We start from the raw sequence: 24096 nt of genomic DNA, 5'->3' as shown, positions 1-24096 counted from the left end.
GATCAGCCGAACGGGCAGACCCGTGACCGGGACCACGTCGCCGGTGTCACGCGGGCATATCGTGGCAGCGCTAACATCAACAGCGGGGGAGGTACATTGCGCGCGACAAGCCACAACCGGGCCGCCGTCATGAACGACGTGGCGCGGCTCGCGGGCGTCTCACATCAGACGGTGTCGCGCGTCCTCAACGACCATCCCAGCGTCAGCCCCGCCACCCGCGAACGGGTCCTCGAGGCCGTCCGGCAGCTCAACTACCGGCCCAACGCGATGGCCCGCGGACTCGCCGGGCGCCGCTCCCGGGTTGTCGGCGTCGTCTCGTTCGACACCATCCTCTACGGCCCCGCCTCCACCCTCCTGGGTGTCGAGCGGGCCGCCCGCGCCGCCGGCTACGGCGTCAGCATCGTGACCCTCGAACGCGTCGACCACACCGGCATGGTCTCCGCCCTCAGCGCACTGGCCGACCAGTCCGTGGCGGGCGTCGTCGTCATAGCCCCGCAGACCGCGGCCGCCGCCGCCCTGCACAACATGCCGCTGGGCATGGCCGCCGTCGCTGTGGAGTCCGACGTCGGCGGCGAGGTTCCGGCGATCTCGGTGGACCAGGTGACGGGCGCCCGGATGGCGGTGGAGCACCTGCTGTCGTTGGGGCACCAGAAGGTCTGGCATCTCTCCGGCCCTCGCGACTGGCTCGAAACGCACGGTCGCATCGACGGCTGGCGGCTCACCCTCGAAGAGGCCGGCCTGCCCGCTCCGCCGCTGATGACCGGGGACTGGAGCGCTCGGTCCGGCTACACCGCAGGCCTCGAACTGGCCTCGCGCGACGACGTGACGGCCGTGTTCGCCGGCAACGACCAGATGGCGCTGGGCATGATGCGGGCGTTCCACGAGCGCGGCATCCGGGTCCCCGACGATGTCAGCATCGTGGGCTTCGACGACATCCCCGAGGCCGAGTTCCTGTCCCCGCCGCTGACCACGATCCGCCAGGACTTCGACGAGGTGGGGCGCCGTTGTATCGCCGCCCTGCTCCGCGTGATCGAAGCCGACCTGCGCGAAGGCCCGGACCGGCCGGCCCCCGACCCGCGGGTGGCGCCGGCGCTGATCACGAGGGCTAGCACGGCACCGCCCCGCGCGTAGGTTACGCTGCGCGACGAGATTTGACGCGGCGTGGCCGCTCCGAAGATCGGTTAGGTTGCGTCGGGTACGGTGAACAAAGCGGAGCGACACCGAGCCGGAGTCGTCTTCAAGCCCTGCCGCCAACTGACGCCACACCAGGTCTGCCGAACGCCTCTCGCCGCAACGACGCCGCCACCACCACCCGCGTGCGAGCGACCACCGGGGATGCCGCCACCCGTTCTGTCTTGCTGATGGCGTTGGCGTCGGCGCGGCTTCGGGACCGAATGAAAGTTCCACGATCATCACGTTCGCGGGTTGGCTTTGACACACGCAGACTCCGCGTATTTCGATTCGGTGCTCGGTGCTCGGTGCTCGGTGCTCGGTGCTCGGTGCTCGGTGCTCGGTGCTCGGTGCTCGGTGCCCGGCGGCGGCCGGCTGCAGTCGTCGGCCGTCGCCGCGCGTCGCTGCTGAAGCCCGCTGCCCGCTGCGAATCGCCGGCAGCCGCCGTGCGTCGCCGCTGAAGTCGCCCTAATCCGCAGCCCACGTGCGCCCGAGGGATGGCGCCTGGCGCGCCATTGATGGGCGTCGACGTGCCCGGTGCTGGCTGTCGGCCGGCTGCTGTCGTCGGCCGTCGCCGCGCGTCGCTGCTGAAGCCCGCTGCCCGCTGCGAATCGCCGGCAGCCGCCGTGCGTCGCCGCTGAAGTCGCCCTAATCCGCAGCCCACGTGCGCCCGAGGGATGGCGCCTGGCGCGCCATTGATGGGCGTCGACGTGCCCGGTGCTGGCTGTCGGCCGGCTGCTGTCGTCGGCCGTCGCCGCGCGTCGCTGCTGAAGCCCGCTGCCCGCTGCGAATCGCCGGCAGCCGCCGTGCGTCGCCGCTGAAGTCGCCCTAATCCGCAGCCCACGTGCGCCCGAGGGATGGCGCCTGGCGCGCCATTGATGGGCGTCGACGTGCCCGGTGCTGGCTGTCGGCCCGCTGCTGTCGTCGGCCGTCGCCGCGCGTCGCTGCTGAAGCCCGCTGCCCGCTGCGAATCGCCGGCAGCCGCCGTGCGTCGCCGCTGAAGTCGCCCTAATCCGCAGCCCACGTGCGCCCGAGGCTGACGCCTGGCGCGCGCCATCGAGGGGCGTCGACGTGCTTGGAAGGCCCGTGCCGCAACGGGACGCGTGCCCGGATCGGCGGTGGCGTCGGCCGGGATGGCGCCGGCGGGCTGGTCCGGTGCGGATTGCCTTCGGAGGTGTGCCGTTCGGGGAAGTGGTCGCGGCTGGGCTTGTGGGGCGTGGCGTCGGAGCGGGCTGGCCGGCGTCGTTCGACCTCTGCGGCTGGTTGTGCGCGGTGTCCGGCGTTGGCTGGACCGTCGTCGGCTCCGGGCGCCTCGTCGCCCTCCCCGCCCCTCGAGGACTTCACCACCGGCTGCGACTGGTGCCCGCGACGGTGCTGGTGATGGTGCGCACGGGTTGGTGTCCGGGTACTCGCAGGTTGGCGTCGGTGCTGCTGGCCGGCCGCGTGGTCGGGAGCGGTGTCCCTGCGGCCGGCTGGCGGGTCAAGAGTCCCGAGGTGGCGGCGTAAGTGCTGGTGTGGTCAGGAGTTGCGGCGGCGGAAGCGGGGTGCCGACAGGGAGGCGCGGTGACGGAAGTGCGGTCGTGGAGGGCAAGGGCGTTGGGAAAGGGAGGGCCGGGGGGCTCAGGGGGCGGCGTTGGCTGAGGCTCGGACTACCAGGTGGGGGGAGAGGTGGACCGGGCCGCGGTCGGGGGGTGCTTCGCCGGTCAGTTGGGCCACGAGGAGGTCTACGCTGCGGCGGCCCAGTTCGGCGAAGTCCTGGTGGATCGTCGTCAGCGGGGGCAGGAAGAAGCCCGACTCCGGGGTGTCGTCGAAGCCGACCACGCTGACCCGGGCCGGGACCGGGCGGCCCGCCTCGTGGAAGGCGCGCAGCACCCCCAGCGCGATGTGGTCGTTGCCGCAGAAGACGGCGGTCACGCGGGTGTCGGCGGCGAGGTGCTGGCCGCGCAGGTAGCCGGAGCGGGCGCTCCAGTCGCCGGATTCGATCGGGGGGACCGGGGCGCCGGCCGAGTGCAGGGTCTGGCGCCAGCCGTCGATGCGGTCGCGGGCTTCGGGCCAGTCGGCGGGGCCGGGGACGTGGTGGACGGTCTCGTGGCCGAGCTCGAGGAGGTGGCTGGTGGCCATGCAGGCGCCGCGGACGTTGTCGACGCGCAGCATCGGCACGTAGCCGTCGTCGGCGCCGCCGACGCCGACGGCGGGGGTGCCGGCCGGGACCTGGGTCAGGGCGTCGGCCACGGAGTTCTTCGGGGCGATGGCGATGATGCCCTCGACGGCCTGGGCGCAGAGCTGCTCCACGGCGTCGAGGACGGCGTGGCGTTCCAGGGAGCGCACGGTGGCGATGCTGACGTAGTAGCCGGCCTCGCGGGCGGCCTTCTCGATGCCGTAGATCATCGAGGCCGGGCCGGCCAGGGTGGTCTCGAAGCCGATCAGGCCGATGGTGCGGGAGCGGGACGTGACCAGGGTGCGGGCGGCCAGGTTGCGGCGGTAGTTGAGCACGCGCACGGCGTCCAGGACGCGTTCGCGGGTGGTGGCGCTGACGTTGGGCAGGTCGTTGAGGACCCGCGACACGGTCTGGTGGGAGACGCCGGCCAGTCGGGCGACGTCGCGCATGCCGACCTTGCGCAGCGGCGGGCCGACGGCGTCCAGGTCGGGGGCGGCGCCGGTGTGCGCGACCGGGCCCGGCCGGCCGCGGTCCGGTCCGACGACAGCTGCAGCCACGGAGTGTCTCCTTCCGGCAACATCTCGGCCGCCGCTACTTGACGCCCGGGATGAGAACGCTAACACTCTCGAAATACAACCGCGACGGCCAATGCATTCGGCCCGCATGCGGCATCAGGTCACCGCCCGACACCCCAGGCGTGTGGCCATGGGCTTTTCGTTGTGAACGTTCACGCATCTCCGAAGGGACAGACGCAGTGCTGAAGAGATGGTCCGCTGCTGTGCTTGGCAGCGTGCTCCTGGTCGGCGCGCTCGGCGCGTGCGGCGGGGAGAATGCCAGCGACTCCTCGTCACCGGGGGCCGCCAAGGACGATGGCAAGATCACCATGGGCTTCGCGCAGGTCGGCGCCGAGAGTGGCTGGCGCACTGCGAACACCAAGTCGATCCAGGACGCCGCGACCGCCGCGGGCATCGACCTGAAGTTCAACGACGCGCAGCAGAAGCAGGAAAACCAGATCAAGGCCATTCGCAGCTACATCGCGCAGAAGGTCGACGTCATCGCGTTCTCGCCGGTCGTGGAGTCCGGCTGGGACACGGTGCTCAAGGAGGCCAAGGACGCGAAGATCCCGGTCATCCTGACCGACCGCGCCGTGGACTCCAAGGACACGACGCTGTACAAGACCTTCCTCGGCTCGGACTTCGTGCTCGAGGGCAAGAAGGCCGGCGAGTGGCTGGTCAAGGAGTACCAGGGCAAGACCGACCCGGTGAACATCGTCGAGCTGCAGGGCACGACGGGTTCGGCGCCGGCCAACGACCGCAAGTCGGGCTTCGCCGACGCGATCAAGGGCTCGCCCAACCTGAAGATCATCGCCTCGCAGACCGGTGACTTCACGCGGGCCAAGGGCAAGGAGGTCATGGAGGCCTTCCTGAAGGCCAACCCGAAGATCGACGTGCTCTACGCGCACAACGACGACATGGGCCTGGGCGCCATCGAGGCGATCGAGGCGGCCGGCAAGAAGCCGGGCGTCGACATCAAGATCATCACGGTCGACGCGGTCAAGGACGGCATGACCGCCCTGTCCGTCGGCAAGATCAACTACATCGTCGAGTGCAGCCCGCTGCTCGGGCCCCAGCTCATGGACCTGGCCAAGAAGGTCGTCAAGGGCGAGACGGTCGAGCCCCGCATCCTCACCGTGGAGACCACCTTCACGCAGGAGCAGGCGAAGGCCGCCCTCCCGGACCGCAAATACTAAAAGAGCCTGACTGAACCATGCTGACCATGACCGGCATCACCAAGCAGTTCCCGGGTGTCATGGCCCTGCAGGACGTGGACTTCCGCCTGTTGCCAGGCGAGGTCCACGCCCTCATGGGCGAGAACGGCGCCGGGAAGTCAACCTTGATCAAGGTGCTCACGGGTGTCTACAGCAACGACGCGGGCGAGATCGTCCTCGACGGGGCCCCGGTGAGCTTTACCGGGCCGCTGCAAGCCACCCAGGCCGGCATCAGCACGGTCTATCAGGAGGTCAACCTCTGCCCCAACCTCTCGGTCGCCGAGAACGTCTTCATCGGCCGGGAGCCGCGCACCTTCGGCCACATCCGCTGGGGCACCATGCGCCGGCGGGCCACCGACCTGCTGCACCGCCTCGAGCTCGACCTCGACGTCTCCGCGCCGCTGGCCGAATACTCGATCGCCGTGCAGCAGATGGTCGCCATCGCCCGGGCCATCGACGTCGAGGCGAAGGTCCTCGTCCTGGACGAGCCCACCTCCAGCCTCGACGCCGGCGAGGTGACCCAGCTGTTCCGGGTCATGCGCCAGCTCAAGAGCCAGGGCATGGCGATCCTGTTCGTCTCGCACTTCCTCGACCAGGTCTACGAGATCTGCGACCGGATGACGATCCTGCGCAACGGCCGCCTGGTCGGTGAGCACGTCGTCGCCGACCTGCCGCAGCTGGAGCTGGTCAGCCTCATGATCGGCAAGGAGCTGGCGATCCTCGAGCGCCTGGAGGACCAGCCGAAGCGGCGCCTGGACCATGCCGAGCCCGTGGTCGAGGCGGAGAACCTGGGCCGGACCGGCGCGATCGCCCCGTTCAGCCTGACGATCCACAAGGGTGAGGTCGTCGGGCTCGCGGGACTGCTCGGCTCCGGCCGTACCGAAGCCGCCCGCTTGTTCTTCGGCGCCGACAAGGCCGACAGCGGCACGATCGCGGTCGACGGCAAGCCGGTCGCGATGCACGGCCCGCGCGCGGCGATGGAGCACGACATCGCGTTCTGCTCCGAGAACCGCCGCGCCGAGGGCCTCGTCGAGGAGCTGTCGGTCCGCGACAACATCGTGCTGGCGCTGCAGGCGGCCCGCGGCTGGACCCGGCCGCTGTCCAAGCAGCGCAAGGACGAGCTCGTCGACAAGTACATCAAGGCGCTCGACATCCGCCCGGCCAACCCGGACCTGCCGGTGCGCAACCTCTCCGGCGGCAACCAGCAGAAGGTGCTCCTGGCCCGCTGGCTGATCACCGAGCCGCGGCTGCTCATCCTCGACGAGCCCACCCGCGGCATCGACGTCGGCGCCAAGGCCGAGATCCAGCGGCTGGTCACCGAGCTCTCCGACGGGGGCATGGCCGTGCTGTTCATCTCGGCCGAGCTCGAAGAGGTGCTCCGGCTCAGCCACAAGATCGCCGTGCTGCGCGACCGCAAGGTGGTCAGCGAGCTGCCCAACACCGATGATGTCGACACCGACCGGCTCATGGCGGCCATCGCCGAGGGGGGTGTCACCGCGTGAAGCGCTTCATCTGGCCGATCGCCGTGCTCGTGATCCTGCTGATCACCAACGTCATCCACACGCACACGTTCTTCAACATCGAGGTCCGCGAGGGCCACCTCTACGGCAGCGTCATCGACATCCTGCGCAACTCCGCGCCCCTGGCGCTGGTCGCGCTCGGGATGACGCTCGTCATCGCCACCGGCGGCATCGACCTGTCCGTCGGCGCCGTCGTCGCCATCGCGGGCGCGATCGCCTGCCTGCGCATCAGCGACCTCGGCGACCAGGGCAGCGTGGCCGGGGTGCTCGGCGCCGTCGGCATCGCGATCGCCCTGGCCCTCGTCCTCGGCGTGTGGAACGGGTTCCTCGTCGCCGGCATCGGCATCCAGCCGATCATCGCGACGCTGATCCTCATGGTCGCCGGGCGCGGGCTGGCCCAGCTGATCACCGACGGGCAGATCATCACCGTCAACTCCGGGCCCTACAAGATGATCGGCGCCGGCTACTGGCTGTCGCTGCCGCTGAGCGTGCTCATCGCGGCCGCCGTCGTCGTCCTCGCGGTCGTGCTCGTGCGCCGCTCCGCGCTCGGCATGCTCCTGGAGGCCGTCGGCGGCAACGCGGAGGCGTCCCGGCTGGCCGGCATCAAGGCCCGCTGGCTCATCCTCGGCGTCTACGTCTTCGCCGCGGTGTGCTCCGCGATCGCCGGGCTGATGATCAGCTCCAACGTCTCCAGTGCCGACGGCAACAACGCCGGCCTGCTGATCGAGCTCGACGCCATCCTCGCCGTCGTCCTCGGCGGCACGTCGCTGTCCGGCGGCCGCTTCTCCATCGCGGGTACCGTGCTCGGCGCCGTCATCATCAAGACGCTCGACATCACCATCTACACGGTGGGGGTACCCCCGGAAGTCACGCTGCTCTTCAAGGCGATCGTCGTGATCGTGCTGTGCCTCGCGCAGTCGCCGAAGTTCCGGGCCATGTTCCAGCGCCGCCGTCCCGTCCCGGTGGCGGCGCGGGCCGACGAGAAGGTGCAGGTCGGCGCATGACCACTGTGGACACCCCGGGCCGCTCGATCGGCCGGACCGCCGCCAACTGGCTGCGCAAGCCGGTCCTGGCCACCGGCATCCTCCTGCTGATCATGTACAGCGTCGGCGTCGTGCGCTACGAGGGCTTCGACGACACCCAGGTCGTGCTGAACATCTTCATCGACAACGCGTTCCTGCTCGTCGTCGCGGTCGGCATGACGTTCGTGATCCTCACCGGCGGCATCGACCTGTCCGTCGGGGCCGTCGTGGCGCTGTCCACGATGATCGCGGCGACGCTGCTGGAGAAGGGCGTCAACCCCGGTCTGGTGGTACTGGCTGTGCTCGCGGTGGGTGCCATCATCGGCCTCGGCATGGGGGCGATCATCCACTTCTTCGACATCCAGCCGTTCATCGCGACCCTGGCCGGCATGTTCCTCGCCCGCGGCACCTGCTACGTCATCAGCACCGACTCGATCCCCATCACGAACGAGACCTGGAACACCATCGCCTCGGACAAGCTGCGCTTCGGCGGCTTCCACATCGGCTGGAGCGTCGTCATCTCGGCCGCGGTCGTCATCGCCGCCGCCTACGTCCTGGCCTACACCCGCCTCGGCCGCAACATCTACGCCCTCGGCGGCAACCAGCAGTCGGCGCTGCTCATGGGCCTGCCGGTGGGGCGCACGAAGATCGCCGTCTACACCATCAGCGGCCTGTGCTCCGCACTCGGCGGCATCCTGCTGACCTTTTATACGCCTTCCGGCTACGGGCTCAACGCCCTGGGCATGGAGCTCGACGCGATCGCGGCCGTCGTCATCGGCGGCACGGTGCTGACCGGCGGCTCCGGGTTCGTCCTCGGGACCGTCCTCGGCGTCGGGGTCCTCGGCCTCATCCAGAGCATCATCACGTTCCAGGGCACCCTCAGCTCCTGGTGGACCAAGATCTTCATCGGCACGCTGCTGTTCGTCTTCATCGTCCTGCAGCGGACGGTGACCAGGAAAAAGACCGCGCGGAGTAGCACATGACGCAATACACAGTCGGCGTCGACTTCGGCACCCTGTCCGGGCGGGCCGTCGTCGTGCGGACCGGCGACGGGGCCGAGGTCGCCACGGCCGTCCACGAGTACCGGCACGGTGCCGTCGAACGCACCCTGCCGGCCACCGGGGACCCCCTCCCGCCCCACTGGGCCCTGCAGATCCCGGCCGACTGGGTCGACGTGCTGCGCACCGCGGTCCCGCAGGCCGTGGCCGCGGCCGGGATCGACCCGGCCGACGTCGTCGGCATCGCCACCGACTTCACCGCCTGCACGTTCCTGCCGACCCTGGCCGACGGCACCCCGCTGTCCGACGTGCTCCCGGACGAGCGGCACGCCTACCCGAAGCTGTGGAAGCACCACGCCGCCCAGGGCCAGGCGGACCGGATCAACGCCCTCGCCCACGAGCGCGGTGAGCCGTGGATCGCGCGGTACGGCGGGAAACTCTCCTCGGAGTGGCAGCTCGCGAAGGCGCTGCAGGTGATCGAGGAGGCGCCGGACATCTACGCCCGGGCCGAGCGGTTCATCGAGGCCACCGACTGGATCGTGTGGCGGCTGTGCGGCGTGGAGACGCGGATGGTCGGCCTGGCCGGCTACAAGGGCGTCTACCAGGACGGGGCCTACCCGTCGAAGGCGTTCCTGGAGGCCCTGCACCCGGCGTTCGGCGACTGGGTGTCCAAGGTGGACGGACCCCTGGCCCCGCTCGGCGGCCGGGCCGGGTCGCTGACCGAGGAGGCCGCCGGCTGGACGGGCCTGCCGGCCGGGATCGCGGTCGCCGTCGGCAACGTCGACGCCCACGTCACCGCGCCCGCCGCCAAGGCCGTCGAACCGGGCCAGCTGGTCGCCATCATGGGCACCTCGACGTGCCACGTGATGAGCGGCGCCGACCTCGCCGACGTGCCCGGCATGTGCGGGGTCGTCCAGGACGGGATCATCCCCGGCCTGTGGGGCTACGAGGCCGGCCAGTCCGGCGTCGGCGACATCTTCGCCTGGTACGTCGAGACCCTCCTCGGCGGCGCGCTGACCCACGACGAGCTCACGGAGCGGGCCGCGGCCCAGCGACCCGGCCAGCACGGCCTGGTCGCCCTCGACTGGCACAACGGCAACCGCTCGGTCCTCGTCGACCACGGCCTGTCCGGGGTCATCGTCGGGCAGACCCTGCACACCCGGCCCGAGGACGTCTACCGCGCCCTGGTCGAGGCGACCGCGTTCGGCACCCGCACCATCATCGAGGCCCTCGAGTCCTCCGGCGTCCCCGTCACCGAGTTCATCGCGGCCGGGGGACTGCTGAAGAACCGCTTCCTGATGCAGGTCTACGCCGACGTCCTGCGCCGCCCGATCTCCGTCATCGGCTCGGAGCAGGGCCCGGCGCTCGGCTCGGCCATGCACGCGGCCGTCGCCGCCGGGGTCTACCCGGACATCCGCGCGGCGGCCGAGGCGATGGGCCGGGTCGAGCGCGACGTGTACGTGCCGGACGCGTCCGCCGCCGACGTCTACGACCGGCTGTACGCGGAATATCGGACCTTGCACGACTACTTCGGAAGGGGCACCAACGACGTGCTGCACCGGCTGCGGACACTGCGCGAAGAGGTCGCGCGGTGATCGACCGTCTTCGTGAGGAGGTCTGCGCCCTCCACGCCGAGCTCATCCGCTGGGGCCTGGTCACGTGGACGTCGGGCAACGTCTCGGCCCGGGTGCCCGGGGAGGACCTCCTGGTCATCAAGCCGTCCGGGGTCAGCTACGACGACCTCACCCCGGCCGACATGGTGATCTGCGACCTCGAGGGCAAGCTCGTCGAGGGCGAGCACGCGCCGTCGTCGGACACCGAGGCCCACGCCTACGTCTACCGGCACATGCCCGAGGTCGGCGGGGTCGTGCACACCCACAGCCCCTACGCGACCGCGTGGGCCGCCCGCGGTGAGCCGATCCCGTGCTCCATCACCGCGATGGGCGACGAGTTCGGCGGCGACATCCCGGTCGGGCCGTTCGCCCTCATCGGCTCCGACGCGATCGGCCGGGGCATCGTCGAGACGTTGCGAGGGCACAGGTCGCCGGCGGTACTGATGGATCGGCACGGCCCGTTCACGATCGGGAAGAACGCCAAGGCCGCCGTCAAGGCGGCGGTGATGTGCGAGGACGTGGCCCGCACCATGCACCTCGCCCGCCAGCTCGGCCCCGTGGAGCGGCTGCCCGCCGAGGCCGTCGACTCGCTGTACGACCGCTACCAGAACGTTTACGGCCAGAAGGGCGCACGATGACGACGCACGAGATTTGGTTCCTCACCGGCAGCCAGGGGCTCTACGGGCCGGAGACCCTGGAGCAGGTGGCGTCGCAGTCGCGCCAGATCGCCGCGGCCCTCGACGAGTCGCCGGCGCTCGGCCCGCGGGTGGTGTGGAAGCCGGTCCTCACCTCCGCCGGCGACATCCTCAAGGTGTGCCTCGAGGCGAACGCCGACCCCGGCGTCGTCGGGATCGTCGCCTGGATGCACACGTTCTCCCCGGCCAAGATGTGGATCGCCGGCCTCGACGCGCTGCGCACGCCGCTGCTGCACCTGCACACCCAGTCCAACGTCGCGCTGCCGTGGGCCGACATCGACATGGACTTCATGAACCTCAACCAGGCCGCGCACGGCGACCGCGAGTTCGGCTACATCCAGTCCCGCCTCGGCGTCGCCCGCAAGACCGTCGCCGGGCACGTCAGCGACCCGCGGGTCGCGCAGCGGATCGGCGCCTGGGCCCGGGCCGCCGCCGGCTACGCCGAGATGCGCTCCCTGAAGCTGGTCCGCTTCGGCGACAACATGCGCGACGTGGCCGTCACCGAGGGCGACAAGGTCGAGGCCCAGCTGCGCTTCGGCGTCTCCGTCAACACCTACGGCGTCAACGACCTCGTCGCGGCCGTCGACGCCGCTGCGGACGCCGACGTCGACAAGCTCGTCAAGGAGTACGCCGACACCTATCAGGTCAGCGGCGCGCTGCTCGGCGAGCGTTCGGAGTCGCTGCGCTACGCGGCCCGCATCGAGCTCGGCCTGCGCGGCTTCCTCGACGCCGGCGGCTACAAGGCGTTCACGACCAACTTCGAGGACCTCGGCGGGCTGCGGCAGCTGCCGGGCCTGGCCGTGCAGCGCCTCATGGCCGACGGCTACGGCTTCGGCGGCGAGGGCGACTGGAAGACCTCCGTCCTCGTGCGCACCCTCAAAGCGATGGTGCCCGGCGGGGGTACCTCGTTCATGGAGGACTACACCTACGACCTGACGCCCGGCAACGAGGTCATCCTCGGCGCCCACATGCTCGAGGTGTGCCCGTCGATCGCGGCCGGCACCCCGTCGTGCGAGATCCACCCGCTCGGCATCGGCGGCCGCGAGGACCCGGTCCGGCTCGTGTTCGACGCCGCCCCCGGCCCCGCCGTCGTCCTCGGCCTGGCCGACCTGGGCGAGCGGTTCCGCCTCGTGGCCAACGAGATCGAAGTGGTGCCGCCGACCGCGCCCCTGCCGAAGCTGCCCGTCGCCCGGGCCGTGTGGAAACCCGCCCCCGACCTGGCCACGTCCGCGGAGTCGTGGCTGACCGCCGGCGGACCGCACCACACGGTCATGTCCTCGGCCGTCGGTGTCGAGGAGCTGCACGACCTGGCCGAGATGGTCGGCACCGAACTGCTCGTCATCGACGCCGACACCACCACCCGGCAGTTCGCCAAGGAGGTCCGCTGGAACGCGGCCTACTACCGCCTGGCCCGCGGGTTCTGACCAAGTGCGTCGGTAACTTTCAAGTGCGGCACCGGGTCGCGCCGGTGCCGCCCGGCAGCGCCTTGCCGCGTGTCGGGCGGCACCTTAGGGTCCGCCGCCATGAAGCCCTTGTTACGACGGTTGATCGTCGCGGTGGTCACCACCGTGGCAGTCCTGCTGGGCACCGCCGGCACCGCGCACGCCTCCACCTGGCTGGTCCGCGACGACCTGGAGCTCTTCGGGTCGCAGTGGGACCTGGACGGGTATGGCTTCCTCACCTGCAATTTCTACTACAGCTGCACCGATGCCTACGTCTCCGACAACGGGGCACAGGCGCGCACGGGCACCCACTCCGTGCGGATGTTCACGGAGTACAACCCGGACGCCTGGGTCTCGCTGGGCCGCCCGTTCGAGACCCCGGTCGGCGCGCGGTCGTGCGTCGCCACCATGTACGTCCGGGCCGAGCTGTACGACGGGATCGACACCGTCATGCAGCTGGAGGTGCTGCAGGCGGCCGGCTGGACCTACCTCGCCAAGGGCTCGTCGCGCCTGCACGACCCCTACAACTCGACCTGGCGGCAGATCCGGACCGCCAGCTGGGCCCCGGCCGCGGACCGCAACGTCTACATCCGGATGGTGCTCACCGGCGGTGAGCACCTCTCCATCGTCAACGCCGACGACCTCGCCGTCAGCTGCACCGTCCTGCCGTGACGGGACGCCGCCCCGGCCCGGTCGCGCGGGACCGGGGCGGCGCCGTCCGGCTCAGCCGCCGCGCACCTGCTGGAGGCGTTCGGCGATCCACGGCTCGGCGAGGGCCCGCGGGGAGTCCACGAGGGACGTGACGCGGATGAACGCCGCGGCCAGTTCGGCGTCCTCGACCGCGGCCAGCTGCAGCCGCCGTACCATTGCCGCCGGTCCTTCTGTTGTTGCACTTCCGTCCGTCGCGTCGAGGGCCAGGTCGGCGCCGACGGCCAGGGTCCACGGGGCCTCGTGCAGCTGCGCCTGCGCGGCGTGGAAGTGCTGCGGGTCGACGTCGTCCAGGAGCAGCTCGGCGGACATCGCCGCGGTCGACATGCCCTGCCCGTAGACGGGATTGAAGGCGCATGCGGCGTCGCCGATGACGAGCAGGCCGGGCGGGAGCTCCCGGCGCTCGTAGCGGCGGCGGACGTACGCCGGGAAGTGGTACGGCACCGCCTCCCCGACCGGGGTGCCGGCCGCGATGACCTTCGCCGTGTCCGGCACGGCGAGGCTCCCGGCGTACTCGGCGAAGCCTTCCAGGTCGGTCGGCGGCCGCTCCCCGTGCACCCCGGCCAGGGTGACGAGGACCCGGTTGCCCTCGAGGCACTGCATGACGGAGCTGCGCTTGCGGCCCGGGTAGCGGGCGGTGATGACGACCAGGTCGTCGCCGAGCAGATCCCCTTCGAAGATGCGCGACGAATACCGGACGTCGATCGGCACCACCTCCTGCTCCGGCGGCGGGCACCCGAACGCCTCCAGCCACTGCGGCATCCGCGACCCGCGCCCGGTCGCGTCGACGACCAGCGATCCCGGCACGACCCGCGACCCGCCGCCGTGGCGGCTCGTGATGTGCACGTTATGCTTCGGGCTCAGCCCGACGATGTCGTACCCGTCGCTGATGGTGACGTTCGGCAACTCCCGGACCGCGGCCCGGATCGTGTGCTCGATCAGCGGCCGGCTCGCGGTGACCGCGGTCAACCCGAGGTCGCTCTGGCGCAGCATCAGCCCGTTGAGGTACCAGCGGGCATGGCCGAGCACGTCCCCGCGCAGGCCGCCGGCGGCGACGAGGCGGTCGGTGATCCCGGGCAGCAGGCGCTCCATCGCCTGCAGCCCGCGGGGCAGCATCGCGTGCACGTGCCGCCCTTGGGGCGCACCGCGGCGGGCCTCGGGCCCCTCCGGCAGGACGTCCCGCTCGATGATGTCGATGCTGTCGTAGCGCGGCGCCAGGGCCGCCGCCGCGAGGAGCCCGGCGACGCTGCCGCCGAGGACGACTGCGTTCTGCTTCATGCTGTGCAGCGTGCTCGGGCCGGCTCCGCCCGTCTGCGTACTTCTGCCCGCTGCTTGAGCCGCCTACCGGACACCTCTCCCCATGTAGGCTCGGCTGTGCTTTCTTCTCTGGAGCCGCTGCGCGCCGATCACGCCCCGGCCGTCCTGGCCTTCGAGGTGGCCAACCGCGAGTATTTCGCCGCCTCGATCGCCGACCGCGGCGACGACTTCTTCGACCGGTTCCCGTTGCATTTCGCGGAGCTGCTGGACGAGCAGGACGCCGGGCGGTGCGCCTGCTACGTGCTCGTCGACGAGGACGGTGCCGTGCTGGGCCGGTTCAACCTGTACTACCTCGACAGTGCGACGGCCGACCTCGGTTACCGGGTCGCCGAACACGCCGCCGGGCAGGGAGTCGCGACGGCCACGGTCCGGGAGCTGACCCGGCTGGCCGCCGACCGGCACGGGCTGCGCACCCTGCGGGCCGGCACGTCCGAGCGCAACATCGCCTCGCAGAAGGTGTTGCTCAAGGCCGGGTTCGTCTTCGTCGGCCCGGCCGAGGTCGGCGGGAAGGCGGGCCGCCGGTTCGAGCTCGACCTGGAACACTGACCGCATGGTTCCGTCGGTCGTCGACAGCAACTCCGTGCTGAAGCTGTTCATTGTGGCGTTGCATGTGCCCGTGGCCGGCGTGGCCGGTCTCGCCCTGCTCACGGCGACCTATCCGGGCGAGCCGGAAGTCCGCTGGATCGGCCTGACCGTCGGCGCCTTCGCCGCGGCCTTCGCCTGGGTGGTGTGCACGTCGACCATCGCCGTCGTGCGCCGGGAGTTGCCGCTCTGGTTCGTGCTCGGCTCGGCCGTCTTCGCGCTCACCATGGCCCTGCTCGTCCCGGGCCTGCCGCTGCAGCTGCGCTGGCTGGCGAGCCGGCCCGCGTTCGCCGCGGTCGTGGCCGGCCACCCGATCCCGGCGGCGGGCAGTCCCGCGCGGGAGTTCACGGCGCCGGGCACGGTCGGCACCTACCGGATCACGCGGGCGGCCTGGGTGCCGGGCGGCGCGTTCCTCTACGAGATCCACGGCACCAGCCTGATCGGCGACGCCGGCTTCGCCTACCTGCCGGCCGGCCCGACCGCCGAGCTCGACACCGCCGAGTTCGACTACGCGCACTTCAGCCCGCTCGGCGGCGGCTGGTACACGTTCACCGCCGTCGCCAGCTGAGGACCGGCATGCATCCGCCTTCGCCGCGGCCGTCTCGCCGGTGGATTCCGATCGCCGTCGTCGCGCTGGTGGTCGTCCTGGCCATCGAGGTGGTCGTCTACCTCGTCGCGTCCCGGTCGTCGTCGCCCCGGGCAGATGCTTGCGCTACGCGGGCCGCACCCCGGACTACCAGCCCGGCGCCCTGGTCGCCACCCTGACGAGAACCGGCCCGGACGCGATCACCGGCCTCGTCGGCACGTGGAAGGGCCGGCTGCACCAGTCGAACACCGGCGAGGACTACGACGTCGTCATCACGGTCCGCGACGGCGAGATCGGTTCGGCCGCGACCGTCGACTACCCGGACCTGCGCTGCGGTGGCACCCTGACCCTGCAACACGTGGAGCCGGCGACCGCCTACTTCTCCGAGCAGATCACCCGCAACGAGCGCACCCCCGGCTGCGTCACGACCGGCGTGGTGGCGCTGCGGCTGAACGGTGGCAAGGCCGGCTTCAGCTGGTACGCCCAGCCGAAGGACCTCAGCACCGCGGTCGCCGAGGGCCCGCTGACCCGGGCCTGACCTCAGTTCTCGGGCATCTCCGCGACCTCGGTGATCCAGGTGCGGGCGGCCGCCGGCAGCGGGGCGGCGCCCTTCGCGTACATGGCGATGCCCGTCATCAGGCCCGGCCACAGCGACCCGCGCCACCGGCCGCCGAACGGCGACAGCAGCACCAGCCGGCGGCCGTTCCACCAGCCGTGCGTCTCGGTGCCGGCGCCGCCACGGACGGTGACGTGCGTGTCCGGGAAGTCGCGGAGCAGGTCCAGGACGAGCAGCGTCGTGCGGCGCGGGTCCTTCGAGGTGTCGACCAGCACGCCGCCGCTGTCGGAGCGCTGGACCGTACCCACCGACTCCGGAATGGCGTCGACCGCCTCGTCGAACGCGGAGCGCACCAGCAGCTCCCCGGCGTCCGCGGCGATCCCCGCGGCCTGGAACTCGGTGCCCAGCACGTCGCCGGCCAGGCCCTCCGCGTATTGCCCCACAAGCTCCTCCGGTGGTGTCTGATCGAGCCGGACCTGCGCGCGCAGGTCCTCGAAGCCGCCCAACGGCGACAGCAGATGCCCATGGTGTACCGCCGCGATGCCCACGGTCGCGAGCGCGGCCTGCTCACCGGCGAACGCCTCGTCGTCGGCGGCGATCAACGCGTCGAGACCGGCCGCGAGCAGCGGCGTCCAGTCCTGCGGGGCCGGCCACAGCCCGGCCCCGGCCAGGACGAGCACGATCCGGAACGCCGCCAGCCGGGCCGGCAGCGGCCAGCCCGACGCCGCCCCGCCGAGGCGCAGCACCTGCTGGCGCAGCCGTTCGATCTGCCCCGGGTCCATCCCGGCGACCGCGATCGCGAGCTCACCGCCGGCGTCGACGAGCGACCGGCCGAACGCGAAGTCCAGCAGTGCCGGTCCGACCACGCCGCGGAGCCGCTCCTCCTCGGCCGCGCGGCGCTCGGCGGCCGCCGTCCCGTACCGCGGGGTGCGCCCGGACGCGAGCTGCGAGACCGCGGCGAACAGGCCCTCGAGGTCATCGGCGTCACCGAACACGTTCGCCAGGTCGCGGAACTCCAGCGGAGACGGGTGGCTGTACCGGGTCACGGCCACGGCGACGTCGCTGACGACCGCGGTGCCGAACTGGGTCCCGTCCGCGGCCCGGATCTGCGCCGCCCGGCCACTGAGCGTGACCCCTTCGGCCACGTACGTGTGCAGGCGCCCCTGCGCCCCCGTCCACGGCAGCTTCACCGACGTCTCACCGACGGTGGCGACGAGCCCGTCGGGCGCCGTCGACCCGGCCGCGACCAGGTGCGCTTCGACGCGGTCGGCGTGCAGCCGCACCGCGAGCACCCGGCTGACCGCGGCCGGTGCCCCTTCCGGGGTCCGGCTCCGCAGCGCGGGCTCGTCCAGGGCGACGTCGCGGGCGGCCGGAACGTCCAGCAACGACGCCGTCACTTCCTGCAGCAGCGCCAGCTCGACGTGGCCACCGGGGTCGGCGCTCGTCACCAGCAGTGACTCCGGCGTGCACTCCAGGCTCCCGGTGACGAGCACCCCGGCGTCCCCGGTCCACCATTCGAGAATCCCGGCCTGGGTGTACCGCCCGTCGGCCGGCGTCTGCACGAGCACCTCGCCGGTCTCGTCGAACCCGCCGACCTCGTCGAGCACGGCCGTCAGCCCGGCCACGTCGCAGCGCACGCCCGCCGGCACCAGCAGCCGCACCTGCAGCGCCCGCACCGCCCGCGCGATCTCCGCGAACGCCCGCCCGGCCGGATCGAACGCGTTCGCCGCGACCCCGAGCCGGTCCGCCCCGGTCGCGAACGGCAGCTGCTCCACGATCGGCACCTGGTCGTTGACGAGCAGCAGCGGCTCGTCGGCCTCGGCACCGTGCGGCCGCGCGGCCAGCAGCGCCGCGACCGCCTCGAGCCGCTCGACCCCGACGGGTTCGATCCACAGCAGCTCCGGCAGCCGCCGCAGCCAGTCCGCGAGGTCCGTGATCAGCGTCGGCGTCGTCGCCCCGTCCGCGGTCAGATGCGTCCACACCTCCGCGTCGCGCCCCCACCCGGCGGGCGTGGCATCGCCGGAGCCGATCGACACCGTGGCCCCGCCCGCCGACGCCGCGATCACGACCCGGGCCCGGAACGCACCGCCGGAGCGGCACATGACGGGCACGGGCAGGACGTCGCGCATGGCGGCGGTACCGTCACCGAGCGTCGCCTCGCCCCGGCCGTCGAACACGACGGTGGTCCGGGCCCCGCCGGCCCGGGCCTGGCGCAGGCACGCCTCGGCGAACGCGAGATCGGCGCGGCCGGTGAGGACGAGCACCTCCTCGGCGCCGGCCAGCAGCGGCCCCGGTGTCGTGGCCGACGCCCAGGCCGGTGAGCCGGTCGGCTGCCGTCCTGGCCCGCCGGGCGAGCCGGCCGGTGAGCCGCCGGTTGGCTGCGGACTCGGCCCGGCCGGCGAGTTCGCCGGTGAGCCGGTCGGCTGCTGACCTGGCCCGGCGGGCGAGGCTGCCGGCGGACCGGTCGGCTGCGGTCCCGGCCCGGCCGGCGAGTTCGCCACGGGTAGGGCGGCCGCACCGGGGGAGGCCCCGGACGGCGGTGATCCGGTCGCGCCGGGAGCGGTGACCTGGTCGTCGCGTGGCGTCGTCGTCTGCGTGCCGTCGGCCGGAGCCGTCCACGCCGGGCCAGCTGTCAGCAACCTTGCGCTCCCTTCAGCGGCAACACCCTTGTCACATATACCTTGACGCAATGACCGTCCGCATCAGGCACATCACGATTGACTGCGCCGATCCGTACCGCTTGTCCCTCTTCTGGAGTGCGGTCACCGGCTACCAGGAGGCGCCCAACGATCCCAACCTGCCTACGCATGATCAGGCGCTCATCCTCGCCCCGGACGGCTCCGCCGGCCTGCTGTTCATCCGCGTCCCCGAGCCCAAGAGCGTGAAGAACCGCGTGCACTTCGACGTGCAGCCGCTGGACGCGACCCGCGACGAGGAGGTACAACGCGTGCTTGCCCTGGGCGCCTCTCAAGTCGACGATTTCCGACGACCAGACGGTACCGGCTGGGTTCTCGTCGCCGATCCCGAGGGCAACGAGTTCTGCATTGAACGATCGGCCGCCGAACGCGCAGCGTAACCTGGCGCGCACGGCCAGCGCTGACCCACGCGCCGAACACGTTCGGTTGCCTTCCCTTCGGCCGGCGCGGTCCGTCCCCCGCGCGCTCTTGCGCGCCGCCGCGACGGGGCTGGGATATCCGGATTGCGATCGCCGGACGTCCCCGCCCGGGCCGTGCCCGGCTGATCCGTGCCGGTCGCACCGGGGCGTGGGTTCGCTCGCCGGTCAGGCCTTTGCGCTGCGTGCTGGGCCCCTGAGTGCGCTTGGGGCTGCTCTGAGCCGCGGGTGTTGTCGCTGAAGCCGTGGGCCCGTCGCGTTGTGCGGGAGTCCGGATTGCGACGGCTGGGACTTCGGCCGGATAGCGACCGCTGTTGCCGGTGAAGGTCGAGTTGTGTGACTTGGGCCGCTTGTGGTGCTTGCCGCGCCGGCCGTGCGAATGCGGGGGACACGCCTGTACTGGGTCCGGCGGCCGCTGTTCTGCCCGGCGGCCGCTGTTCTGCCCAATGGCCGTGTGATGGGCGTGGCGCGGACGGTGACGAGTTCGTTGCCCGGGTTCGTGGTGGTTCGTTGCCCGGGTTCGCGGTGGCGTGCTTGCGGAGCGGGGTGCGGCGGCGGACCATGCTGCCATGCAGCGCGATGAGCGAGCCCTCACCGGCGGTGGCGGTGTACGGATTGTGTACGACGTATGGCTGCCGGACTCCGATGTGACCGGGGTCGTGGTGCTGTCCCACGGCATGGGCGAGCACGCGCGGCGCTATGACCACGTGGTGCGGCGGCTCGGTGACATCGGGCTCGCCGTGTATGCCCCCGATCACCGCGGCCACGGCCGATCCGAAGGGAAACGCCTGCTGGCGCGCAGCATCGCGGAGTACACCCGGGATCTGGATCTGCTGTTCCAGGAGGTGCGGGAGCGGCATCCGGGGCCGGCGCCGTTCCTGATCGGGCACAGTATGGGGGCCATGATCGCGCTCGCGTACGCGCTGGACAACCAGGCCGGGCTGCGCGGGCTCGTGCTGTCCGGCACGCCCGTGCTGCCCGGCAAGGGCATTCCCAAGCCCGCGATCGCCGTCGCGAAGGTCCTCGGCCGGATCGCTCCCAGCGCGCCGGTGCAGTCGCTACCCTCCGTGTTGATCTCGAAGGATCCGGCGGTGGTCGCGAAGTACGACGCCGACCCGCTCGTGCACCACGGCAAGGTCCCGGCCGGCCTGGGCGGCGCCATGCTCACGCAGATGACGGTCTTCCAGCGCCGCCTGCCGGAGTTGCGGCTGCCGACCCTGGTCCTGCACGGCTCCGAGGACGGCCTGGTCGACGCCGAGTCCAGCCGCATGATCGCCGAGCGCGCGAGCTCGACCGACCTGACCCTGCACGTCTACGAGGGCCTGCACCACGAGGTCTACAACGAACCGGAGCAGGACCAGGTGCTCGCCGACCTGATCGGATGGTTGCAGAAACATTAGGGACTTTTCTGTACCGCGTACGCGTTGGTGCTTCCCATGAACGACGTGATCGCCGAGTACCGCAGGGGAGTCCTCTACTTCGACGCCGGTGACCCCATCGAGGCCGCCAAGATCCTGTCGACCGTCCTGGACGAGGAGCCGAGCAACGCCGAGGTACGGCTGTGGCTGGCCCGCGCCTACTTCGCCTCCGCCCAGCTCAACCGGGCCGAGTCGCACCTGCGCTCGCTGGTGGACCGCGACCCGAGCGACCACTACGCGTGCCACCTGCTGGGCCGGACCCTCGAACGCCAGAACCGCCCCCGCGAGGCCCTGCCGTACCTCCGCCTGGCCGCCGCGATGTCCGCGGTCCCGGACTACACGACAGCGGCTGAACGGGTCGCCGGCACGCTCTGACCGCGGCGGCGTGCCCGCGGTTTCGGGCTGCACGGCGGCGGCCGGACGGGTTGCGGGCACGGTCTGCCGGCGGCGCCGTGTCCGCGGTTTGTGTACGTCGTACGGGCGCTCTGATCGGCGGTTGTCCGGGGCCGCGGAAATTGATGGCAACCCGGGGGCAGCGCTCGCCGGGGTGATCGCCTACGGTGGCCACTCGTGAGGCACTATCCGTGGCGCGCACTGTTCAAGGGGATCTGGCGTTCGCTGGTCGCCCTTGTCGTGACGACGGCCTTCGTCATCGTCACCGGCGTCCTGGCCGGCGGGCCCAGCTTCACCTGGCTGGCCGTCGGCATCGGGCTGTCGCTGTTCGCGGCCGTGCCCGGCTACCTGCTGTACCGTCTCGGCGCCCCGGACCACGCCGCCGGCAACCGGGTCGTGATGCTGCTGGTGCTGAGCTTCGCCTCGGTGATCGGCGCGCTGCTCGTCCTGCCGGTGTACATGTCGCGCGAGGGCGTACCCACCGACGCGCAGGTGACGCAGGTCGTGCGCGCGGTGAGCAAGGTGTCGGAGCACCGCTTCCCGGCGTACCAGGTCTCCGAACGCGGCACCGGCGAGAACCTCGGCCGCCTGCGGTTCCTCGACACGGAGCCGAAGGTCGGCGAGACGGTCCGGGTCCGCAAGGACCCCCGCGGCTGGTTCAACGTCACCGTCGCCGACCCGACGGGCCGCTTCACGAAGCTGGCCGCCCTGGTCGTCGCGGTCCTCGGCATCGCGGCGTTCTTCCTGGGCGCCGGCGGCCACATGCCCGACTGACAGAGATGATGTGTGTGAGCACCTCCCGCCGGGGTCTGACCCACCGACTGACTGCCGCCGCCCATCACCAGGCCGCGTGAGCCGGCAGCGGACAGGCGAGCCTGGCGCGTCCGCCCGCCGGCCCCCTGGCCGCTGGACCGCTCGCCGGCCCCCTGGCCGCTGGACCGCTCGCCGCGCTGACGAGCTACGGCCCGCTCACGGCCGCCGATCTCCGGGTGCGAGGCCGAGGTCGGACAAGCCGCCGCCCACCGCCACGGCCATATGAGCCAGCAGCGGAGGGGGCAGCCCGGCCGGCTCGCTCGGCGCGTAGACGAGCACCGGCCTCTGAGTGCGAGGCCGGTCTCTGGGTGCGAGGCTGGTTTCTGAGTGCGAAGCCGGTGTCAGAGCGTGACCGGCAGCGCCGCGGGGCCGCGGATCAGGGTGCCCGGCCGCCAGTCGACCTGGTCCGGCGGCACCGCCAGCCGCATGTCGGGGAACGCGCCCAGCAGGTCCGTGAACGCGATCTGCGCCTCGAGCCGGGCCAGCGGCGCGCCCAGGCAGTAGTGGATGCCGTACCCGAACGCCAGGTGCTGGTTCTCCGGCCGCTGCAGATCGATCGAGTCCGGCGACGGGAACCGCTCCGGGTCGCGGTCGGCCGCCAGGAGCGAGATGGCGACCATGGCGCCGGCCGGGATCGTCACGCCGCCGTAGGTGACCGGCTCCGTCGCGGTCCGTGAGGTGGCCGTCTCCACCGGTGACTCCAGTCGCAGGAACTCCTCCACCGCGGCCGGAATCAGCCCCGGCTCCGTCCGCAGGCGCTGCAGCACGTCACGGTGAGTCAACAGCGTGTACATCCCGCTGCCGATCAGGTTCACGGTCGTCTCGTGCCCGGCGAGCAGCAGCAGGAACGCCATCGACGTCAGCTCGTCCTCGTCGAGCCGGTCGCCCTCGTCGCGGGTCGCGATCAGCGCGCTGAGCAGGTCACCCGCCGGCGCCGCCCGCTTGCGTTCGATGAGCCCGAGCAGGTACCCGACGAACGCGCCCGCCGCCTCCGCCACGCCCGCACCGCCGGCCGCCGCGGACGCCGACACCATCACCGACGTCCACCGGCGGAAGTCGGCCTGGTCCTCGATCGGCACTCCGAGGAGTTCGCAGATCACCTGAATCGGCAGGTGTACCGCATAGTCCTCGACCAGCTCCGCGGTGTGACCCCTCACCCGCAGTGACTCGATCAGCGCCGCACTGAGCTCGCCGACGCGCGGCCGCAGCTCCTCGACCCGCCGGGCCGTGAACTCCCTGGACACCAGCCGTCGCAACCGGGTGTGATCGGGCGGATCGTTCGCGAGCAGGTGCCTGGTCAGCGGCGAACGCACCGGCTCCGTCAGGGACCGGGCGTTGTCGCCGGCACCCTGCCGCTTCGACAGGCGTGGATCGGCCAGCGCCGCCTTGCAGTCCGCGTACCGGGTGACGAGCCAGATCTCGGCGCCGTTGGGCAAGGTCACCGGGCGCACGGGCGATTCCTGCCGCAACTGCGCGTACACGGGATGGGGGTTGTTCCAAAATTCCTGCGTGAACTGTAGCGGCGTCGTCACACATCAACGGTAACGAATCGGCGGGGGGCCGGGCATCACGAACACGTTCGTGGCAGCATGATCGGCGTGGCGACCGAGTCGAGGCACATCAGCGTCCACATTCGGCGAACCCCGGCCGAGGTTTACGAGTACGCCGTAGATCCGGCCCGCCTGCCGGAGTGGGCGCCCGGCCTGTGCTCCGCGGTCGAGCGCGACGGCGACCGCTGGTGGGCGATCTCGGGTACCGACCGCATCGAACTCACCTTCGCCCCGGCCAACGCCCTCGGCGTCCTGGACCACGACGTCCACCTCCCGACCGGCGAGGTCTTCCACAACCCGTTCCGCGTCATCCCGCACGACGAGGGCAGCGAACTCGTCTTCACCCTCCGCCGCCAGCCCGGCATGTCCGACGCTGACTTCACCCGCGACACCGGCCTGGTCCTGGCCGACCTGGAGGCCTTGAAACGCATCGTCGAGGCCCGCTAGCGTACGAGCGCGCGAGCCCGCCGCCAGCACGACGGCCCGCCGGCCACTTCGACACGACGACGAGGCCAGCTGGTTCGAGCGCGGTGACACTGGACCACCCAAGACACGCGGGGCCACAATCCGTCGGCGGCACGGCGGCACGGCGGCACGGCGGCACGGCGGCACGGCGGCACGGCGGCACGGCGGCACGGCGGCACGGCGGCACGGCGGCACGGCGGCACGGCGGCT

Annotated in this window: 21 protein-coding genes; 17 read left to right on the top strand and 4 right to left on the bottom strand. The window is 71.7% G+C overall.

All coding sequences use genetic code 11. From position 1 onward, the window contains the following. The first annotated feature begins 96 nt into the window (after positions 1-96). A complete protein-coding gene (locus ACIA8L_RS10085; protein WP_395902561.1) occupies positions 97-1131 on the top strand; it encodes a LacI family DNA-binding transcriptional regulator in 1035 nt (344 codons plus the stop codon). Between the two features lie 1659 nt (positions 1132-2790). Here the strand turns inward: ACIA8L_RS10085 and ACIA8L_RS10080 are convergent. Then, positions 2791-3777: a LacI family DNA-binding transcriptional regulator gene (locus tag ACIA8L_RS10080; RefSeq protein ID WP_395904180.1), complete on the bottom strand. Its 987-nt coding sequence runs from the start codon at positions 3775-3777 to the stop codon at positions 2791-2793. Between the two features lie 329 nt (positions 3778-4106). Between ACIA8L_RS10080 and ACIA8L_RS10075 the strand changes: the two genes are divergently transcribed. From ACIA8L_RS10075 to ACIA8L_RS10040, 8 genes are all read left to right on the top strand, one after another. Continuing rightward, complete coding sequence (locus ACIA8L_RS10075) at positions 4107-5078, top strand: ABC transporter substrate-binding protein (protein WP_395902559.1); 972 nt, start codon at positions 4107-4109, stop codon at positions 5076-5078. A 17-nt stretch (positions 5079-5095) separates the two neighbouring features. Next, a complete protein-coding gene (locus ACIA8L_RS10070; protein ID WP_395902557.1) occupies positions 5096-6598 on the top strand; it encodes a sugar ABC transporter ATP-binding protein in 1503 nt (500 codons plus the stop codon). Beyond that, positions 6595-7620, top strand: coding sequence for an ABC transporter permease (locus tag ACIA8L_RS10065; RefSeq protein WP_395902555.1), 1026 nt, complete (start codon positions 6595-6597; stop codon positions 7618-7620). Before ACIA8L_RS10070 ends, ACIA8L_RS10065 begins: the two co-directional genes overlap by 4 nt. After that, on the top strand, positions 7617-8621 hold the full coding sequence (gene yjfF / locus ACIA8L_RS10060) for a galactofuranose ABC transporter, permease protein YjfF (protein WP_395902553.1): 1005 nt from the start codon (positions 7617-7619) through the stop codon (positions 8619-8621). Before ACIA8L_RS10065 ends, yjfF begins: the two co-directional genes overlap by 4 nt. Further along, positions 8618-10231, top strand: coding sequence for a ribulokinase (locus ACIA8L_RS10055; protein WP_395902552.1), 1614 nt, complete (start codon positions 8618-8620; stop codon positions 10229-10231). Before yjfF ends, ACIA8L_RS10055 begins: the two co-directional genes overlap by 4 nt. Beyond that, entirely contained in the window at positions 10228-10887 is a 660-nt protein-coding gene (locus ACIA8L_RS10050) for an L-ribulose-5-phosphate 4-epimerase (protein WP_395902550.1), read from the top strand. Before ACIA8L_RS10055 ends, ACIA8L_RS10050 begins: the two co-directional genes overlap by 4 nt. Next, a complete protein-coding gene (gene araA, locus ACIA8L_RS10045) occupies positions 10884-12368 on the top strand; it encodes an L-arabinose isomerase (RefSeq protein WP_395902548.1) in 1485 nt (494 codons plus the stop codon). Before ACIA8L_RS10050 ends, araA begins: the two co-directional genes overlap by 4 nt. Positions 12369-12467: 99 nt before the next feature. Next, entirely contained in the window at positions 12468-13058 is a 591-nt protein-coding gene (locus ACIA8L_RS10040) for a hypothetical protein (RefSeq protein WP_395902546.1), read from the top strand. A 51-nt stretch (positions 13059-13109) separates the two neighbouring features. Here the strand turns inward: ACIA8L_RS10040 and ACIA8L_RS10035 are convergent, their stop codons facing one another. Next, entirely contained in the window at positions 13110-14372 is a 1263-nt protein-coding gene (locus tag ACIA8L_RS10035) for an NAD(P)/FAD-dependent oxidoreductase (protein WP_395902545.1), read from the bottom strand. Between the two features lie 96 nt (positions 14373-14468). Here ACIA8L_RS10035 and ACIA8L_RS10030 point away from each other — a divergent pair, with 96 nt between their 5' ends. The 3 genes from ACIA8L_RS10030 (at position 14469) to ACIA8L_RS10020 (ending at position 16117) form a co-directional block, all read left to right on the top strand. After that, a complete protein-coding gene (locus ACIA8L_RS10030; protein ID WP_395902543.1) occupies positions 14469-14957 on the top strand; it encodes a GNAT family N-acetyltransferase in 489 nt (162 codons plus the stop codon). 4 nt (positions 14958-14961) lie between these two features. Next, the gene (locus ACIA8L_RS10025) at positions 14962-15561 is read left to right on the top strand and encodes a hypothetical protein (RefSeq protein ID WP_395902541.1); all 600 of its coding nucleotides are present in this window, start codon (positions 14962-14964) and stop codon (positions 15559-15561) included. Between the two features lie 139 nt (positions 15562-15700). Further along, entirely contained in the window at positions 15701-16117 is a 417-nt protein-coding gene (locus tag ACIA8L_RS10020) for a hypothetical protein (protein WP_395902539.1), read from the top strand. Between the two features lie 2 nt (positions 16118-16119). Here the strand turns inward: ACIA8L_RS10020 and ACIA8L_RS10015 are convergent, their stop codons facing one another. Next, the gene (locus ACIA8L_RS10015) at positions 16120-18774 is read right to left on the bottom strand and encodes a hypothetical protein (RefSeq protein WP_395902538.1); all 2655 of its coding nucleotides are present in this window, start codon (positions 18772-18774) and stop codon (positions 16120-16122) included. Positions 18775-18824: 50 nt separating this feature from the next. Here ACIA8L_RS10015 and ACIA8L_RS10010 point away from each other — a divergent pair, with 50 nt between their 5' ends. From ACIA8L_RS10010 to ACIA8L_RS09995, 4 genes are all read left to right on the top strand, one after another. Next, the gene (locus ACIA8L_RS10010) at positions 18825-19211 is read left to right on the top strand and encodes a VOC family protein (RefSeq protein ID WP_395902537.1); all 387 of its coding nucleotides are present in this window, start codon (positions 18825-18827) and stop codon (positions 19209-19211) included. A 605-nt stretch (positions 19212-19816) separates the two neighbouring features. Beyond that, a complete protein-coding gene (locus tag ACIA8L_RS10005; protein ID WP_395902535.1) occupies positions 19817-20647 on the top strand; it encodes a lysophospholipase in 831 nt (276 codons plus the stop codon). 36 nt (positions 20648-20683) lie between these two features. Beyond that, positions 20684-21040 (top strand): tetratricopeptide repeat protein, encoded by a 357-nt coding sequence (locus tag ACIA8L_RS10000; RefSeq protein ID WP_395902533.1) that lies wholly within the window; start codon positions 20684-20686, stop codon positions 21038-21040. Positions 21041-21235: 195 nt separating this feature from the next. After that, positions 21236-21832, top strand: coding sequence for a hypothetical protein (locus tag ACIA8L_RS09995; RefSeq protein ID WP_395902531.1), 597 nt, complete (start codon positions 21236-21238; stop codon positions 21830-21832). A gap of 380 nt (positions 21833-22212) precedes the next feature. On the opposite strand, the gene ACIA8L_RS09990 is transcribed toward ACIA8L_RS09995, so the two are convergent. Further along, positions 22213-23403 carry a cytochrome P450 gene (locus ACIA8L_RS09990; RefSeq protein WP_395902530.1) on the bottom strand — a complete coding sequence of 397 codons (1191 nt, stop codon included), beginning with the start codon at positions 23401-23403 and terminating at the stop codon, positions 22213-22215. 66 nt (positions 23404-23469) lie between these two features. On the opposite strand from ACIA8L_RS09990, the gene ACIA8L_RS09985 reads away from it, so the two are divergent. Further along, positions 23470-23868, top strand: a complete 399-nt coding sequence (locus ACIA8L_RS09985; RefSeq protein WP_395902528.1) for an SRPBCC family protein — start codon at positions 23470-23472, stop codon at positions 23866-23868. Positions 23869-24096 lie beyond the last annotated feature (228 nt).

This window comes from Dactylosporangium sp. NPDC051541 (assembly GCF_044454505.1).
Taxonomy (GTDB): domain Bacteria; phylum Actinomycetota; class Actinomycetes; order Mycobacteriales; family Micromonosporaceae; genus Dactylosporangium.
Note: the sequence above shows the minus strand (reverse complement) of the source record. Positions and strands in the feature narration are given on the sequence as shown.

Excerpts from the sequence above, each read along its gene's own strand:
- ACIA8L_RS10080 (WP_395904180.1), bottom strand. The coding sequence starts at position 3,777 with ATGCGCGACGTCGCCCGACTGGCCGGCGTCTCCCACCAGACCGTGTCG.
- ACIA8L_RS10070 (WP_395902557.1), top strand. The coding sequence starts at position 5,096 with ATGCTGACCATGACCGGCATCACCAAGCAGTTCCCGGGTGTCATGGCC.
- yjfF (WP_395902553.1), top strand. The coding sequence starts at position 7,617 with ATGACCACTGTGGACACCCCGGGCCGCTCGATCGGCCGGACCGCCGCC.
- ACIA8L_RS10055 (WP_395902552.1), top strand. The coding sequence starts at position 8,618 with ATGACGCAATACACAGTCGGCGTCGACTTCGGCACCCTGTCCGGGCGG.
- araA (WP_395902548.1), top strand. The coding sequence starts at position 10,884 with ATGACGACGCACGAGATTTGGTTCCTCACCGGCAGCCAGGGGCTCTAC.
- ACIA8L_RS10040 (WP_395902546.1), top strand. The coding sequence starts at position 12,468 with ATGAAGCCCTTGTTACGACGGTTGATCGTCGCGGTGGTCACCACCGTG.
- ACIA8L_RS10035 (WP_395902545.1), bottom strand. The coding sequence starts at position 14,372 with ATGAAGCAGAACGCAGTCGTCCTCGGCGGCAGCGTCGCCGGGCTCCTC.
- ACIA8L_RS10025 (WP_395902541.1), top strand. The coding sequence starts at position 14,962 with ATGGTTCCGTCGGTCGTCGACAGCAACTCCGTGCTGAAGCTGTTCATT.
- ACIA8L_RS10010 (WP_395902537.1), top strand. The coding sequence starts at position 18,825 with ATGACCGTCCGCATCAGGCACATCACGATTGACTGCGCCGATCCGTAC.
- ACIA8L_RS10005 (WP_395902535.1), top strand. The coding sequence starts at position 19,817 with ATGCAGCGCGATGAGCGAGCCCTCACCGGCGGTGGCGGTGTACGGATT.
- ACIA8L_RS10000 (WP_395902533.1), top strand. The coding sequence starts at position 20,684 with ATGAACGACGTGATCGCCGAGTACCGCAGGGGAGTCCTCTACTTCGAC.